This is a genomic window from Jannaschia helgolandensis (assembly GCF_900109285.1).
GTDB lineage: Bacteria > Pseudomonadota > Alphaproteobacteria > Rhodobacterales > Rhodobacteraceae > Jannaschia > Jannaschia helgolandensis.
This window is the reverse complement of the sequence record NZ_FNZQ01000006.1, coordinates 192055-208280: the sequence shown is the minus strand read 5'-3', so window position 1 is coordinate 208280 and position 16226 is coordinate 192055. Positions and strand designations below refer to the sequence as shown.

The following is a 16226-nucleotide window of genomic DNA, read 5'->3' as shown; positions in this document are numbered from 1 at the left end:
ACTCCCGGCAGATGCGCTTCGACATGATCTGCGAGGCCAACGGGATCGAGCACCGGCTCACCAAACCGAACCACCCGTGGACCAACGGCCAAGTTGAGCGGATGAACCGCACGATCAAGGATGCGACCGTGAAGCGATACCACTACGACAGCCACGATCAGCTCCGCGGCCATATCGCGGACTTCCTGGACGCTTACAACTTCGCCCGTCGTCTCAAGACTCTCAGCGGGCTCACACCCTACGAATACATCTGCAAAATCTGGACTTCAGAGCCAGACCGCTTCATCGTCGATCCGATCCACCAGATGACGGGACTAAACACCTAGCACACCCAGTCATAACCAAAATGCAAAGCTTACCGAACGCACTCTGCGGCTTGTCCGTCATCGCATCAATAGTCTCTTCAATAGAGGAACAAGGTTACGGTCGAGGGAACTAGCGCCACGATCACAAGCACCCCCAACATGACGGCGATGAAGGGCAGTGTCGCGCCAAATATTTGTTCGACCGACACGTTGGGATCATTCAGCGTGTTGTGCACCGTAAACACCGATATTCCGAAGGGGGGCGTCAGAAGGCCAATCTCTACAGCGAGAACAGTCACAATTCCGAAATGCATGAGGTCGATACCGAGTCCCTGTGCAATCGGGGCTGCGATGGGCACCATGATCAAAAGGATCGATGTACTGTCAAGGATCATCCCCATCAGCAAGATGATCATTGCGTAGAAGAACATGAACCCCAGCGGACCAAACCCCGAGTCGGTCACCAGGCCCGCGATTGCATTGGGTAGCCCGGCAATCGCCAGCATCCTTGAATAGAAAGATGCCGCGATCAGCAGCAACAGGATCGAGACCGAAATCACCCCGGTCTGTTTCATCACTTGCCAAAGCTTGTGCCGATCAAGGCTGCGGCGGGACAGTGCAACAATCAGAGCCCCGAATGCCCCGATGCCGCCCGCCTCGGTCGGAGTGAAGAACCCGGTGTAGAGGCCCCCCAGCACAAGGACGACAAGCATGAAGATGGGCACCAGCTTAAGGATAAGCACCTTGAACGGCATGGGGGTGAAATCGCGATCCAAACGCCGCTCGCGCACCGCGTCGGGATCGTTCAGCACGAAATCGGGAAACGCGATGGTGATCCCGATCAACATGACCACAAACCCTAGCGCCAGCATCAGCCCGGGAATGATACCCGCAATGAACATGCCGCCGATCGAAACCTCGGCCAGCACCCCATAGATGATCAGCAAAAGCGAGGGCGGGATCAGCATCCCCAGCACCGAAGACCCTGCGACTGTGCCGGCGGAAAAGGCCGGGCGATAGCCGTGGCGCGTCATTTCTGGCACCGCAACGCGTGTAAAGACGGCAGCTGAAGCAATGGACACGCCGGTGACAGCGGCAAAGATGGTATTCGCGGCCACGGTCGCGACGCCAAGGCCGCAGATCATACGACGCAATAACTCTTCGGCCACTTCGAACGTATCGCGCCCGACATTGGACACGCTGACCAGAAGCCCCATCAGGACAAACAGTGGAATGGTGGCGAAGAGGTAATCCGCAATCCCCGAATACGCGGTCAGCTCGAGCATCCGAAAGGACAAGTCGATATTGCCGCGGATGATCCAGATACCAAGGAACGCCACGCCAAACAGAGCGTAGGCGATCTGCATCCCCAAGAGCACAAGGCCGATCAGCAGAGCGATCAGGATGAAACCGATAGTCAGGGTGGTCATGCAGTGCTCCCGATGCTGCGGATTTCTACGCGCGCCCTGTAGAGGGCGGCCAGCGCCGCCACGATGCAGCCCAAAATTGTGATGCCGCGAAACGGCCATGTCGGAATGGTCCAGACGCCTTGCACGCCAAAGAACTCTGCGGTTTGCCACGCGCTCAAAAATTTGGGCCATGACGCCCAGAGGATCAGAGCAAAAACAATTGCACCGGCAAGACAGAACAGCGACTCAAGCAACGCCACCAGCCTGGGGCTGAATTTTTGCATACGGCGGACCAGAAAATCGGCGCGCGTCAGTCGCAATTGCAGGATTGCAGCGGGGACCTGCAGAAAGACAATGGCAACAACGGCTCGGGCGGCAATCTCAGATACCCCGGTGATGGGGGCATCCAGAAAGTTCCGCCCGATCACATCTGCCACGATCAACAGCATCAAAGCGCCGATGCTGGCCGTGCCGACCGCCGACATGGCTGCGGCAACCGAACCGAGAACGGCGCCATAGGGGGCCTCGTAAAAGGACGGGACAAATCGGTCCTCTTGCAGCTCAGGTGTATCTTCTGTGCTCATGGCCGGGCGTCCTGCTGGCAAGGTTACGCCCGCCCGGTCCAAATGGGTCCGGGCGGGCGTTCTGTTCACATTACGATCTTAGAGACCTTCGTCCCAGTTCCGAAGCGGCGTCGCGCCACGTTCGCGCAGAGCGGCGAAATAGGCCTTGAGCACGGTCTTGCCCGCCTCGCCCGTCTGTTCCAGCCAAGGTTCGATGATGTTGGGCAGACCGTTCACCCATTTGGCCTTCTCCTCATCGGGCAGTTGACTGACGGTCAGGCCCGCCGCCTGCATCTCGTCCATCGCGCGTGCCGCCAGCTCGGCGACGTAATCGCCATGCGCGATCGACGTCGCCTTCGCCGCCTCGCGCATCGCCGTCCGGACCGGCTCGGGAAGACCGTCGAAGAAATCCTTGTTCGCAGCGATCCCGCCGAAATACATTGACCCGATGCCGACGCGGGTCAGTTCGGGTGCAACCTCATAGACACGGGTCGGCAGGATGCCCGACGCGAACGACAGGGTGCCCTCGGTCACGCCGGTCTGGATATTGGTGTAATAGGTCGTAAGCGCTCCGTCGACCGGCGTTGCGCCGGTTTCGCGCAGCCAGTTGGCCGAGGTGCCCGGCGCGTTCAGCTTGCGGTTCTGAAGATCGGCCATCGTCTTGACCGGGAAGGTAGCGTAGATGTCGTAGCTGTCGGTGATCAGCGACGACAGGTGCACCATGCCGTTCTCGGCCCAGCTGTTCTTCAGCTCCGGCAGGTTCTCGGACAGGTCGTCGAAGATCTCGATGATCATGCGGTGATCTTCGGTCGCGAAGGGCGTGAAATAGGTCACGTTCTGGAGCGGCATGTTCGCGCCTTCCCAGACCGTGCCGACCATGCCGATATCGACGATCCCGTCCATCACCGCCTCGCGGGTGTCGGTGAACTTGTAGAGCGTTCCGGCATAGTTCTCGACCCAGTTGACCTGATATTCGTTGCCGTTCTCGGCAAGGATGCGGTTCACCTCGGGCTGAAAGGTATTTTTCATCGCGTAGACCCAGATATTGGCCTCTGGATGCGATGAGCCGATGTTGACCGTCAGGCTTTGCTGCGCAATCGCCGTGCTGCCGATCAGCATCGCACCGATCGCGGTAAGTGCTGTGAGTTTCATGGTTGTCCTCCCTTTGGTGGGCGCACTCCCCGGCGCCCTTTTGGTTCAGTCGTCAATTTTACCCAGCGCCCGCAAAATGCGTTCCGGCGTAAAGGGCATTTCGGTCACCTGCGCGCCCAGCGGGCGTAAAGCATCGTTGATGGCATTCATCACGGCGGCGGGTGCCCCGGCGGTGCCGGCCTCGCCGGCGCCTTTGGCACCCAGTTCGCTTTCCTTGGTGGGTGTTTCCACGTGAGCGACCTGCATATCAGGCATCTCGGCCGCCATCGGCACAAGGTAATCTGCCATTGAGCCATTCAGCAGCTGACCGTCCTCGTCGTAGTGAATTTCCTCGTAGAGCGCGCCGCCAAGGCCCTGTACGATCCCTCCCCGGATCTGTTCGTCGACCAGTTGCGGGTTGATCACGCGACCACAGTCTTCGACGCACCAGTGCTTGAGCAAGGTCACAACGCCGGTGTCCGTATCGACCTCAAGGTAAGAGGCTTGCACACCGTTGGTGAAGGCGAAGGGATACTCCATCGTGATAAAGTGACGGGTCTGCACAAGCTCGCGCGGCAAATCCTTGGGCAGCGTATCGCCCCGGAAATAGACGATGCGCCCCAATTCTTCGAGCGGCATACGCTCTTCTCCAGTATCGGCATCGACGACCTGCCCATCGCGAATATCTAGCTTGGAAGCCTCGGCCTGCAACATTGCCGCAGCCACCTCAAGGATAGAGTCCCTAAGCGCACGTGCCGCCTGCAACGCAGCTTCGCCGCCAATGCCCGCGCCGCGCGAAGCCCATGTGCCGCCGCCATATGGCGTGACCTGCGTGTCGCCCGTGATCACCCGCACGTTGGACGGCTTCACGCCAACGCCTTCGGCCACAACCTGGCTCAGCATCGCCTCGGTGCCCTGCCCCTGTTCGGTCACACCTGACAGCGCCACGACCGACCCATCCGGGTCCATGCGCACCGTGCAGCCATCCTGCGCCGAGATACGCGCACCACCAATGCCGTACATGAAAGGTGAAGGGTTGGTCAGTTCGATGAAAGACGCAATGCCAATGCCGCGGTACTTACCCTGCTTGCGGGCTTCGGCTTGATCGGCGCGAAGGGAGTCGTAGTCCATCATCTCGATCAGCTTGTCCATCGATGCATGATGCGAGAGGCCTTCGAACTTCATCTTGGCCGGGGACGTCACCGGATAGGCGTCGTCAGCATACATATTGCGTCGCCGGATTTCGACCGGGTCCATACCAATCGCCGCCGCCGCCATGTCGACCAAACCTTCGGTAATTGCGACGGCGATGGGGTGGCCCACGGCGCGGTACTGGCAGGTCGGCGTCTTGTTCTGGAATACAACCGTGGTCTGCGCCCGGTAGTTGGCAAAGTCGTATGGCCCGCCGCACAGGTTGACGACCTGATTTCCCTCAATCGCCGAGGTGCGCGGGTAGACTGAATACGGTCCGATCCCAGTCCAGTCATCCACATCCATCGCGAGGATCTTGCCATCCGCGTCCACCGCAATCCTGGCCTCAATTTCGTGGTCGCGGGCATGAATGTCGGTGGTGTAGCTTTCCAGACGGTCCGCGATGAACTTGACCGGACGTCCCATCACCTTGGCGATGGCGGCGGTCGCCACCTCATCCGGGTAGACATGGACCTTAATACCATAAGATCCGCCAACATCGCCGCAGATGACACGCACACGGCTTTCCGGAATGTCGAGATGCTTGGCCAAGACGGTTTGCATCATGTGCGGCGCTTGCGTCGCGTGATAAGCAGTCATCTGCCCTTCCGCCGGGTTCCAATCAACAAGGATCGAACGCGGCTCAAGCGTGACGCCTGTGTGCCGCGCGGTGCGGAAGCTGGCCGATACCACCTTATGCGCGCTCTCGAACGCGGCGTCGACATCGCCTTCTTCGTGCAAGCGGCGAAAGGCGAGGTTGTCACCCAATTCAGGATGAATGACCGGTGTATCTTTGTCCAGCGCGGTCATAGTCTCGGTGACAACAGGCAGGTCTTCGTAATCGACCATAACCACTGAGGCCGCTTCTTCGGCCGCAGCACGGGTCGTTGCAACTACGGCCACAACCGGTTCACCAACCCAACAAGCTCGATCCACGGCCAACGCGTGTTCGGGCGGTGATTTCAGCCCCTTAAGGTGCGCCAGAACGGCAACCCAGGGCGTGCACACCTCTGTCAGATCCTTTCCGGTGAAGACGCGCAACACGCCTTTGACAGCCTTGGCTTCGTCCAGATCAATCTCACCGATCTTCGCATGTGCGACAGGCGAACGGGAAAACGCCACGTGCAGCATACGGGGCAGTACGATGTCATCGACATAGCGGCCACGACCTTGCACCAGCTTGGCGGCATTCGGACGCGGCACTGTCTTTCCGATATAAGAATTGGGTCGGTCGGGATTGCTGAATGGAATGGTCATGTTTTGCCCTTTCCAGCGCGGCCTTGCGCGACGCTCTCGACAGCGTCGATGATCGCCTCGTACCCCGTGCAGCGGCAGTAATTGCCAGACAGGTGTTCACGAATTTCCGCACGGCTTGGAACGTCGCCTTTGGACAGCAGCTCCTCTGCCGCGACAAGCATGCCCGGAGTGCAGAAACCGCATTGCAAAGCGTTACGCGCGACGAACGCATCCTGCAGGTCGCTGATAGCATTCGTGTCAGTCAATCCCTCGACGGTCCAGACCTCAGCCCCATCCGCCTGTGCGGCCAGCATCAGGCATCCGCGCACTGCATCCCCATCGACGCGGATCGTGCAAGCACCACAAACGCCGTGTTCACAGCTGACATGCGCCCCGGTCAAACCAAGCTCAAGGCGCAGAAAATCAATCATGTGCTGTCCGGCTGGCACACGCGCCTCGACTGGTTCGCCATTGACGGTCAGGGACACGTCAATTTTGTCACGAAACATCTCGGTCATGCGGTGTCTCCTTTCAGGCGGGCCACAGCGCGGCGCAGCAGGACGCCCGCGAGATGTCGGCGATAGGCGGCACTGGCCTGTGTGTCAGACGGTGGGTCGATCTCGGATGACACTGCATCGACGGCGGCTTCCAGATCACCCGCATCAAGCGCTGCCATGGCCACCGTCGCCAGAATGGGTTTCGGCCCGACCGAGAACAGAGAAACCCGATGGCCTGAAGCGCGCTTGACTAGGCACAACCCAACCAAAGCGTAATCGCCCGAGCGGCGCGCAACCTCTTCGAGAATCTGAACTTCGCCTTCTTCAGCGACAGGCAGGGTCATGCTGGTGAGAATTTCATCTTCTTTCAGCGCGGTGGTGAAAACCTCTTCAAAGAAATCTTCCGCTGGGATGGCGCGCGCTCCTTCGGGCCCTTCGGAATGCATGGTCGCGCCCAGCGCCAAAGCGCAGGCCGGAAATTCCGCAGCTGGGTCGGCATGCGCCAATGCGCCCCCCATCGTGCCACGATTGCGGATGGCCGCATGGGCAATATGTGAAACAGCGTCCGTCAGAAGCGGCGCATGCGTGCGAACCACCTGCGACGCACCAACCTGCGCGTGTCGGGTCAACGCGCCAATCCGCAGGGTGCCACCTGAGACGATTACGCCAGACAATTCACTGATTTTCGAAATATCAACCAGCAGATCCCCAACCGAAAGCCGCATGTTCATCGCAGCGATCAAGCTTTGACCACCGGCCAACACACGCCCCTGACCGTCCGATCCTGCCAGCAAATCGAGCGCATGTCCGACGCTCTCAGCCCGGGCATAGCCTCCCGCTGATGCCTTCATGGCGTCCTCCCCTTTATTCGACCAATGTCTTATTAAGCACTTGATCAATTCTATTGAACAGATGATCTTTAATAGCGAGTCGTTGCAAGAAAAAGTTTTTGCCACTACCAAACCGCCGAGGGCGCATGATGGATGGACAGTCTGCAAAACCCGACCGTGAAGGCGAAGACAGCGCCTTACGGAAGCGCCTTCCTCCGGCTGAGCGCCGCCAACAGATCGTCGAAGAAGCGGTGCGCTTTTTCGCTGAGGTTGGGCTGGAGGGAAAAACGCGCGAACTTGCTCGTCGTCTTGGTGTCACGCAGTCTCTGATTTTCAACTACTTCGCCACCAAGGATGACCTGATCGAAGCGGTCTACGAAAAGGTCTACATCGGCCGCCTATCACTCGACTGGCCAGAGCGCCTTACAGATCGCAGCGTGCCCTTACGGCAGCGTCTTATTGATTTTTACACCGAGTACAGCGCGCTGATCTTTGAACGGGAATGGATGCGCATCTTCATGTTTTCCGGCCTTGCCGGAGCGTCCTTGAATCACCGCTATCTTGAACACCTGGGAGAGGTCATTCTGCGCCCACTTCTTGCCGAAACCAAAGCGCTTGCCCGCACCGATACACCACCAAAAATGGAAGACGTCTGGAACCTGCATGGCGGCATCGTCTACATCGGGATACGCCAACACATTTACCGTATGCCTGAACCTGCCAAACCTAAGGAAGAAATTGCTCGCGCAATCGACAAGTACCTTCTGTATTTCGGTATAAACTCTGAGCGCTGAGGACAGAGAGGCATTCAGCTTTTGGTTTGATCGCATCAACCGTGCGCTTGGTCAGTTTGGCCATGGTCGTACTCCCCTAAAAACCGCTGAGACCTTGTTTAGTGGTCGCAAGCGGTCGGAAACCGTGGAGTAAGGCGTAGGGTTGCGGCGCGGTCGCCGTCAATAATAACGCTACAAATACAACAATTTGGAGTATAGCGGGGTAGGGTGGAGTATTGGGCCGTGAGCCCTTTGTAATCAACAGGTCCGCGGTTCGAGTCCGTGTGGGGGCACCATTTTTTGAAATAGACAATGACTCCGTCATACAGCCCGTCCAGAGCCATGGAGTCACGATGCGACTCCTCAGTGGGTCGACTTCTGCAATAACGTTGGTGTGATCCATCTGGTCGCTGCCGCGGCGATCTCCAGAAAGCTGATCTGTTCCCGTCACAAAGCGGATACCTGCCGCCCTTTCGACGTATCAAACCAGACGTTCGCCAGATTTGGCGTGGAACAAGTGACAGATCGAAGCTGGCACATGCGCGCCAAACGGGGCCTTTATCTCGGTTCGGTAGTCTTTCGCGGCCTTCACCGCGATCAATGCCCCTCCCGCGCGGACTGTTACCATCGTAGAATCGCCAAGCAATTCCATAGAATAGACCGGAGCCTGGATGTTCCCTTGCCCATCCCCGGCAACCCGCGCATCCTCGGCACGGAAGCCCAGCGTGACGCTTCCATTGACACCCGCGACACCGGCGATTTCCACACCCCCCGCATGGAAAGTTCCGTCAACCACCTCGCCATCAATCAGGTTCATCGCGGGATTGCCGATGAACCCGGCAACAAAGGTATTCGCCGGGCTGTCGTAGATGTCAGTGGGGGTCCCGACCTGCTGCACGATCCCCTGTTTCATCACGACAACGCGGTCGGCCAGCGTCATCGCTTCGATCTGGTCGTGTGTCACGTAGATCGTGGTGACCTGCAATTCATGACTCAGGTTCTTGATCTGCGCACGGGTCGAGACCCGCAGCTTGGCGTCCAGATTGGACAGCGGCTCATCCATCAGGAACACCTTGGGTGTCCGTACGATAGCACGGGCCAAGGCAACCCGCTGCCGTTGACCGCCAGACAGGGCAGCGGGTTTGCGATGCAGGAAATCGTCCAGTTCGACCATGGCCGAAGCGCGCTTCACTCGCTCCTCATGTTCCGCTTCAGGTACCTTTCGGACCTTCAGGGGGAAGCGGATATTCTCCCAGACGTTCATGTTCGGATAAAGCCCGTAGGACTGGAACACCATCGCCACATCACGGTCCTTCGGGTCCAGGTCGTTGACGCGCTTGCCGTCGATCAGAATGTCGCCTGAGGTCGGATCCTCCAACCCCGCGATCATCCGCATCGTTGTCGTCTTGCCGCACCCCGATGGCCCCAGCAGCACGAGGAACTCGCGATCTGCAATCTCCAGATCAAACTCCTGAACTCCGACAAAATCGCCCCAGCGCTTCGTCACCCGTTTCAGTTGAATTTCAGCCATTCGATGCCCGATCTGCAGTCAGTGCCCTCTTACCCTAGACACCGCCACGCCTCTGCGGCAAGCATTTTGCAAGCGTATGCAAGGAGAGGCCGATGCGACCTGACGATGCTGATTTCCGGTTACAGGCCATGCAACGACTGAACGATCTGGCTCGGGGCCAGACCGATGTGATCGCACACGATGCGACTGCGGACGCCTCGCAGCCGTTCGGTCAGTCAGACGCGGCGGGTTATGCCACGCTGATGTCTGACCTGCGCCACGCCCTGCCCGACCTGGAACGGCGGGACGACATCTTTCTGGCGGGCGCGAACCGCGACGACGCGCGCTGGACCGCCTCACGGCCCGCGCAAATGGTTGCCGCGACCGGTGCCTATGTCGGCACGTTCCGCGCGCCCTTCGCCGGGATTCCGCCGACCAATGGTGTCGTCACCCTGACTTATGGCGAAGCGCATCACATCGAGGGTGGACGCATCCGGCAATCCTGGCTGGTATGGGACATCGCGGGCCTGATGATGCAGGCCGGATGCTGGCCGATGGCCGCGCCGCTGGGGCACGCGGGTCTGTGGCCTGGACCGAAGGGGGGGCAAGGTCTGCGGATGCTACCGACGGATGACACCGACAGTCTGGACCGCGTTCTGGCGATGCATGATGCATTGCACCGCTTCGACGGGCGCGACCTGAATTCCATGCCGATGGAAGCTTGGGCCAAGGATTTCATGTATTATGCGGCAGGCAATATCGGCGCCAGTCGGGGGCTGTCTGGGTTTCGAGCGCATCATCAGATCCCCTTTCTGCGCGCCTTTCCCGATCGTGTCGGCGCAGGCCATTTCGTGCGACTGTCCGATGGTCCCTTTGCGGTGACCGGGGGCGACGTGGCGCTGACGCATACCGGCGCGGATTACATGGGCATCGCGGCAACCGGGCGGAAGCTGCGAATGCGGGTGATGGATTTTTACCGCCTCGACGACGACGGCAAGATTGCCGAGAACTGGTTGCCCAACGATACAATTGGGTTGATGAACCAGATGGGCGTCGACGTCATGTCCCGGATGCGACACCTGACCGGAAACCCAGACACCAGCCTGAGGTAAGGCACGCGCCTCAGGTCCAGCTTTCGCCCAGCGCGATCAACTCGGGCACCAGCGCGCTATAGGCCCTGCCCTGTTCCGGGTTCGAGGCATTTCCCGCCGCCGCCCGCGCGCCGACCCCTGCAAGGATTGCAGCCAGCCGATAGGCGGACAGAACAAGCCACGCTGACCAGTCGTCAACCCCGACCATCCCCCGGCGGTCACAATACCGCGCGACGTATTCCGCATCCGACGGAAGCCCCAACGCCGCGCGATCGCATCCACCGAGACCGCGCAACGGGCCGTCGTGTGGCAGATGCCACTGCATGCACTGATAGGCGAGATCGGCTGTCGGGTGCCCCAGCGTCGAAAGCTCCCAATCCAGAAGACCGATGACGCGGGGTTCGGACGGGTGGAAGATCATGTTGTCGAGGCGGAAGTCGCCATGCACGATGGCCGGTTGCGCCGGTTCGACGCGCTGCGACGCCAACCAGTCGCCCAGTGCGATCATGCGAGGATCGGGCGTGGCAACGCTGGCTGCGTATTGCCGGGACCAGAGTGCGGTCTGGCGTTCGAAATATCCATCGGCGCGACCGAAGTCCGACAGGCCGACCCCGGCGGGATCAACCCGCGCCAGATCGGCAAGCACGCCGTTCATCGCATCATAGATCGCCCCCCGCTCCGGCACCTCTGGCAAGGTCGGGTCCCAGAAAATACGGCCCTCCAGACACTCCATAATATAAAAATCGCGGCCCATCGGGTTGGCCTCCTGATCTAGCAGGATCATCCGGGGCACTGGCACGGCACTGCCTGAAAGGGCGCGCATAACCCGGAATTCACGATCGATCATATGCGCCTTGGGCAATAGCTTGCCCGACGGTTTGGCACGGAGAACAAGAGGTTCCGCATCCGTCAATAGCGCCCATGTCGGGTTCGATTGACCTGTGCCGAACCGGCGCGCGCCGGTGATACGGGGATGCCCCGGCAAGCGTTCCGTCAGATAGGATGCAAGGGTCTGAGGCAATCCGTCCATATTCGCAGGGTTGCGCGCCGCAGCGCCGCTGGCAAGAGTGGCGGCGAGGAGAACACACCATGGACCTTGGACTGACACCGCGCGGGCGGGAGCTGCGCGATGCCGTGGCGACGATGGTGCGCGAGGACATCGCACCGCTGGACGCACCGTTTCATGCCGAGACCGGGGGCACCGGCGATCGGTGGCAGCATACACCGCGCCAAACGGAAATTCTTGAATCTCTGAAAGAAAAAGCGCGCGAACAGGGGCTTTGGAACCTGTGGCAAACACATCTGCCGGGTGGGCCGGGGATTACCACGGTCGACTACGCCTGGATCGCCGAGGAGATGGGCCAAAGCTGGCTGGCACCCGAGGTCTTCAACTGCAATGCGCCCGATACCGGCAACATGGAGGTCTTTGCGCGCTACGGCACCGAAGATATGAAAAGCCTTTGGCTGGAACGCCTTATGGCAGGTGAAATTCGGTCTGCCTATCTGATGACCGAGCCGGAAGTGGCATCGTCGGATGCGTCGAACATTGCCCTGCGCTGCGAACGGGACGGCGACGAATGGGTTCTGAACGGCGAGAAGTGGTGGGCGACGGGGGCGGGGGATCCTCGGTGCGCGGTGCATATCGTGATGTGCCGCACTGCGGTAGACGGGCCGCGGCACAGGTCGCATTCGATGGTGGTTGTACCGACGGATAAAAAAGAGATCACCGTCTTGCGCGGGATGCAGGTCTTTGGCGATGACGAGGCGCCCCACGGACATATGCACATCCGGTACGATGATGTTCGGGTGCCGCTGGATGCGATGCTGCTGGGCGAAGGACGTGGCTTCGAGATTGCCCAAGGCAGGCTGGGTCCGGGACGTATCCATCACTGCATGCGGGCTGTGGGAATGGCCGAAAAATGCCTGACACTGATGGTCGAGCGTGGCGCGGCACGTCAGGCGTTCGGAAGCGATCTCAATAGCTTGGGTGGCAATTCCGAACGGATCGCCGAAGCCAGGATCGGGATCGAGGCGTCGCGGTTACTCTGCCTCAAGGCGGCTTGGGCGATGGATCAGGGCGACATGAAAGCCGCCGCTCCGTTGATCTCGCAGGTCAAGATCATGGCACCCCGCGTGGCGCTGGAGGTCTGCGATGCGGCGATCCAGATGCATGGCGCGGCGGGGGTCAGCCAGGACACCGATCTGGCGCGCATATATGCCCATCTTCGCACGCTTCGACTGGTCGATGGGCCGGACGCCGTGCATCTCAGGACAGTGGCACGGGCGGAGATGCGAGCGCGCGGCTTGCGGTAACGGATGTATTATTCCCGTATTACCTCCGTATTATACGCGTATCACGGAACGCGGCGGCGGCGACCGGCTGCCCCCGCGCCCGCACCCCCAGGATCATGCATAGAGTATTGCCTCGATTTACGACCCTGAGAAGATGAGGGCGGCGGTTTCTCGGGTGGCCATGCGTGAAGCCTGGAACGGACGCCCCCGACGGATGCGAACTGGTGAGATGCGGGACAAGCGGTCGTTCGTGGCGGCGCTGAGCGTGTGCTTGTTCCGAGAACCGACCTTTCCGGAACTTTAACGGACCTTGGCCTGTTTGCTTCTTATCCATCATGTTTCGGTTGAAACGAGTTTTACACGACGCGGTCCCACAAATCTTGCCGCACAGTTCACAATAAAACGACGTGTATGCAGACGGTAAATGAACTTAGACAGGCCCATCTTACATTCCGTCCGTCCAGCGCATGTACAGGAAAAAGGAGATGTCCCATGATCCGAACCACCACCACTCTTGCCTTTGCGCTGATCTCAACGATGGCGACCGCACAGCAGCATTCCGGCCGCGATGAAAACCGTGTCCTGTCGAGCGCGGGACCTATCCAGATCGAGGAACTCGCCACGCTCGAATTCCCATGGGGCATGGAAGCGTTACCCGAGAGCGGGCTACTGATCACCGAAAAGGTCGGCGCACTACGCCGCTGGTCTGAGGCGGACGGCCTGTCCGATCCCATCAGTGGACTGCCGGAAATCGAATATCAGGGCCAAGGCGGCCTGCTGGACGTAGCACTGCACCCGGACTTCGCCGAGAATGGCCTCGTTTATCTATATTACGTGATGGCCGCCGAAGACCAGCCCGAGGAACCGGCGCTCGACAACGACCCGCGGCTGGGGCCCTTCGTCAACACCGAGGATCGCGTGCTCAAAGGCGGTGTTGTCTGGCGCGCACGCCTGGACGGAGACACGCTGGTTGAGGGCAAGGAGCTTTGGCGGCAAGAACCTTTCTCGGTCGGCTTGGGCCAGTTCGGCGGCCGTCTTGTCTTTCGTGACGACGGCACACTCATCATTACCTCCGGCGACCGCCAGCGCTTCGAGCCGGCACAGTCTTACGAAACCAACCTTGGCAAGATCCTGCGCATCAACGATGATGGCTCGATCCCCGAGGACAACCCGTATTGGACAGCCGGATCGCCGCTGGATGCGGTTTGGTCGCTCGGCCACCGCAACCCGCTCGGCGCTGCGATCCGGCCCGAGACAGGGGAGCTCTACACCCATGAGATGGGGCCCCTTTACGGCGACGAGCTCAACGTGCCCGTGCCCAGCGGCAACTATGGTTGGCCCGAAGTGAGCAATGGCGAGAACTACAACCGGCAGCCGATCGCCCACCATGAAACCGCACTTGAGCGGTTCGAACGCCCGCTGTTCTATTGGCGGCCCGCCGTGTCGCCCTCGGGGCTGATGTTCTACAATGGTGACATGTTTGCGGACTGGAAGGGAAACGCATTCCTCGGCGGCCTTAGCGTACAGGCCCTCGTGCGCGTCAGCTTTGACGGGGAGAATGTAAGCGGGTCCGAACAGATCAACCTTTACCGCCGGGTGCGCGACGTTATGCAGGCAGATGATGGCGCGATCCTGATCCTGACGGATTACGAGGACGGCAAACTGCTGCGCCTGACCCCGGCGGAGTGATCGCCCAAAAGATCACAGCCTGACCGTAACCGACAAGCGCGGCCGATTTTCGAATGGGCCGCGCTTAAAGACGAAGTTCACGACGGCAGAATGATCCCACGGGCCTGATTTCCAATCTTGGAAAAGGCCTGAGAGCGGGCCCAAGCTCAGCAGACCGCGCAGCGCCGAGGCCGGAAAACTTGCGGAACCGACCATTCGTGGCGTTTGCAACATTGGCTGAAATGGGCGCTTCGGTAGTCTTCACCGCGTTCTGGACGACCTGCAAGGGCATTGAGCGTTCCGATATTTGAGGTCTCCACGCTCAATGCCTCATGGCCACGTCGCGCCAAGATTTTGATCGAAAGTCCAGGTTAGAAATTTGCAGGACATGGATAGGAACCAAGGCCGCAGGATGCCGGTTTTCATGTAGGCAACGCGCGCAGGGAGGCACGACATGGCCAACTACACTGTCGGCGATACGGTGAAATGGAACTGGGGCAATGGCACCGGGACCGGCACCGTCGAAACGATCTATGAGAAGAAGATCACCCGGACATTGCAGGGGTCGGAGGTCACGCGGAACGGATCGGAGGATGATCCGGCGCTCTATATCGAACAGGACGATGGGCACGGGGTGCTGAAGCTGTCATTGGAAGTCGAGAAGACCTGAAACACAGTCGGGTTCGTTCGGCAAAGGCTCGAACGTCCGGCAACGGTATTGCCCCGCGCACAATCCATCCATATCCGGTGAAGGGTCGCGCGCCGCATTCCGCCGCCCGACCCTCCTGAAACCGATCAACCCCCGATCCCCATAGGTCCACTATGCCAATGGCCAATCACGATCATGATGCACCGGGGCACAGCCATGTGCCCAAAAACGAGTTCAAGATCGCCATTGCGGCGCTTCTGACAGGCAGCTTCATGTTCGCCGAAGTGATCGGCGGCGTCGTGTCCGGCTCGCTCGCCCTGATCGCGGATGCGGGTCACATGCTGACGGATTTCGCATCCCTGGTGCTGGCCTGGGGCGCGATCCGGCTGGGCAGACGGCCTGCGGACTGGAAACTGACCTTCGGGTTCGACCGCTTCTCGATCCTCGCAGCGCTGGTCAATGGACTGACCCTTTTCGCGATCGCGATCTGGATCACGATCGAAGCCATCAAGCGCATTTCTAACCCGCAGGAAATTCTGGGCGGAATGATGCTTTGGGTGGCGCTTGGCGGGCTTGCCGTCAATCTGGTGGCGTTCTGGGTCCTGACCCGCGGGGAGAGCGATAATCTGAACGTCCGCGCCGCCGCCCTGCATGTCGCGGGGGACCTGCTCGGGTCGGTGGCCGCCCTGGTTGCGGCGCTGGTCATCATCTTTACCGGCTGGACCCCGATTGACCCGATCCTGTCGGTGGTGGTGGTGCTGATCATTCTGAGATCGGCCTGGGCCGTGGTTCGGGAGAGCGGACATATTCTTCTGGAAGGCGCGCCCGCAGGAATCGACCGGCGCGACGTCACCAAGGTTCTGATGAACGACGTGCCGGGCATACGGAAGGTGGATCACATCCATGCCTGGTCCGTCACGCAGGAGCGGCCGATGATCACGCTGGAGATCGAGGTCAGTGCGGGCGAGAATGCACAGAAGGTCAAGTCGCAGGTGAAGGACGTCCTGAAATCGCGCTTCAAGATCGACCATTCCACGGTCGAGATCGTCTAGGACACCTGCCCGCGACGAACTGTGGCCGA

At 60.0% G+C, this 16226-nt stretch carries 15 protein-coding genes; 7 read left to right on the top strand and 8 right to left on the bottom strand.

Annotation, left to right across the window (positions count from 1 at the left end; translation table 11 throughout):
* Positions 1-326, top strand: a 326-nt coding sequence (locus BMY38_RS15100) for an integrase core domain-containing protein (RefSeq protein ID WP_139204725.1), incomplete at its 5' end; no start/stop codon positions are given.
* Between the two features lie 77 nt (positions 327-403).
* On the opposite strand, the gene BMY38_RS15095 is transcribed toward BMY38_RS15100, so the two are convergent.
* The 6 genes from BMY38_RS15095 to BMY38_RS15070 are packed head-to-tail and all read right to left on the bottom strand — an operon-like array spanning position 404 to position 7288.
* Positions 404-1735: a TRAP transporter large permease gene (locus BMY38_RS15095; protein WP_092764280.1), complete on the bottom strand. Its 1332-nt coding sequence runs from the start codon at positions 1733-1735 to the stop codon at positions 404-406.
* The gene (locus tag BMY38_RS15090) at positions 1732-2340 is read right to left on the bottom strand and encodes a TRAP transporter small permease subunit (protein ID WP_245737640.1); all 609 of its coding nucleotides are present in this window, start codon (positions 2338-2340) and stop codon (positions 1732-1734) included. Before BMY38_RS15090 ends, BMY38_RS15095 begins: the two co-directional genes overlap by 4 nt.
* Before the next feature lie 36 nt (positions 2341-2376).
* Positions 2377-3429, bottom strand: coding sequence for a C4-dicarboxylate TRAP transporter substrate-binding protein (locus BMY38_RS15085; RefSeq protein WP_092764276.1), 1053 nt, complete (start codon positions 3427-3429; stop codon positions 2377-2379).
* Positions 3430-3474: 45 nt separating this feature from the next.
* Positions 3475-5856 carry a xanthine dehydrogenase family protein molybdopterin-binding subunit gene (locus BMY38_RS15080; protein WP_092764274.1) on the bottom strand — a complete coding sequence of 794 codons (2382 nt, stop codon included), beginning with the start codon at positions 5854-5856 and terminating at the stop codon, positions 3475-3477.
* Positions 5853-6353, bottom strand: a complete 501-nt coding sequence (locus tag BMY38_RS15075) for a (2Fe-2S)-binding protein (RefSeq protein WP_092764272.1) — start codon at positions 6351-6353, stop codon at positions 5853-5855. Before BMY38_RS15075 ends, BMY38_RS15080 begins: the two co-directional genes overlap by 4 nt.
* Positions 6350-7288 (bottom strand): FAD binding domain-containing protein, encoded by a 939-nt coding sequence (locus BMY38_RS15070; protein WP_245737639.1) that lies wholly within the window; start codon positions 7286-7288, stop codon positions 6350-6352. The genes BMY38_RS15075 and BMY38_RS15070 overlap by 4 nt, the downstream gene beginning before the upstream one ends.
* 20 nt (positions 7289-7308) lie before the next feature.
* Between BMY38_RS15070 and BMY38_RS15065 the strand changes: the two genes are divergently transcribed.
* Positions 7309-7956 (top strand): TetR/AcrR family transcriptional regulator, encoded by a 648-nt coding sequence (locus BMY38_RS15065; protein ID WP_245737638.1) that lies wholly within the window; start codon positions 7309-7311, stop codon positions 7954-7956.
* Positions 7957-8416: 460 nt separating this feature from the next.
* Here the strand turns inward: BMY38_RS15065 and BMY38_RS15060 are convergent, their stop codons facing one another.
* The gene (locus BMY38_RS15060) at positions 8417-9466 is read right to left on the bottom strand and encodes an ABC transporter ATP-binding protein (protein WP_092764267.1); all 1050 of its coding nucleotides are present in this window, start codon (positions 9464-9466) and stop codon (positions 8417-8419) included.
* Between the two features lie 92 nt (positions 9467-9558).
* Between BMY38_RS15060 and BMY38_RS15055 the strand changes: the two genes are divergently transcribed.
* Positions 9559-10557: an ester cyclase gene (locus tag BMY38_RS15055; protein WP_092764264.1), complete on the top strand. Its 999-nt coding sequence runs from the start codon at positions 9559-9561 to the stop codon at positions 10555-10557.
* Between the two features lie 10 nt (positions 10558-10567).
* Here BMY38_RS15055 and BMY38_RS15050 read toward each other — a convergent pair whose 3' ends face one another.
* Positions 10568-11557: a phosphotransferase family protein gene (locus tag BMY38_RS15050; protein WP_245737637.1), complete on the bottom strand. Its 990-nt coding sequence runs from the start codon at positions 11555-11557 to the stop codon at positions 10568-10570.
* Between the two features lie 68 nt (positions 11558-11625).
* Here BMY38_RS15050 and BMY38_RS15045 point away from each other — a divergent pair, with 68 nt between their 5' ends.
* From BMY38_RS15045 to BMY38_RS15030, 4 genes are all read left to right on the top strand, one after another.
* A complete protein-coding gene (locus BMY38_RS15045) occupies positions 11626-12849 on the top strand; it encodes an acyl-CoA dehydrogenase family protein (protein WP_092764260.1) in 1224 nt (407 codons plus the stop codon).
* 471 nt (positions 12850-13320) lie between these two features.
* Positions 13321-14517 (top strand): PQQ-dependent sugar dehydrogenase, encoded by a 1197-nt coding sequence (locus BMY38_RS15040; RefSeq protein WP_175495908.1) that lies wholly within the window; start codon positions 13321-13323, stop codon positions 14515-14517.
* A gap of 433 nt (positions 14518-14950) precedes the next feature.
* Complete coding sequence (locus BMY38_RS15035) at positions 14951-15166, top strand: hypervirulence associated TUDOR domain-containing protein (protein WP_092764257.1); 216 nt, start codon at positions 14951-14953, stop codon at positions 15164-15166.
* A gap of 158 nt (positions 15167-15324) precedes the next feature.
* Positions 15325-16197 carry a cation diffusion facilitator family transporter gene (locus tag BMY38_RS15030; RefSeq protein ID WP_092764255.1) on the top strand — a complete coding sequence of 291 codons (873 nt, stop codon included), beginning with the start codon at positions 15325-15327 and terminating at the stop codon, positions 16195-16197.
* Positions 16198-16226 lie beyond the last annotated feature (29 nt).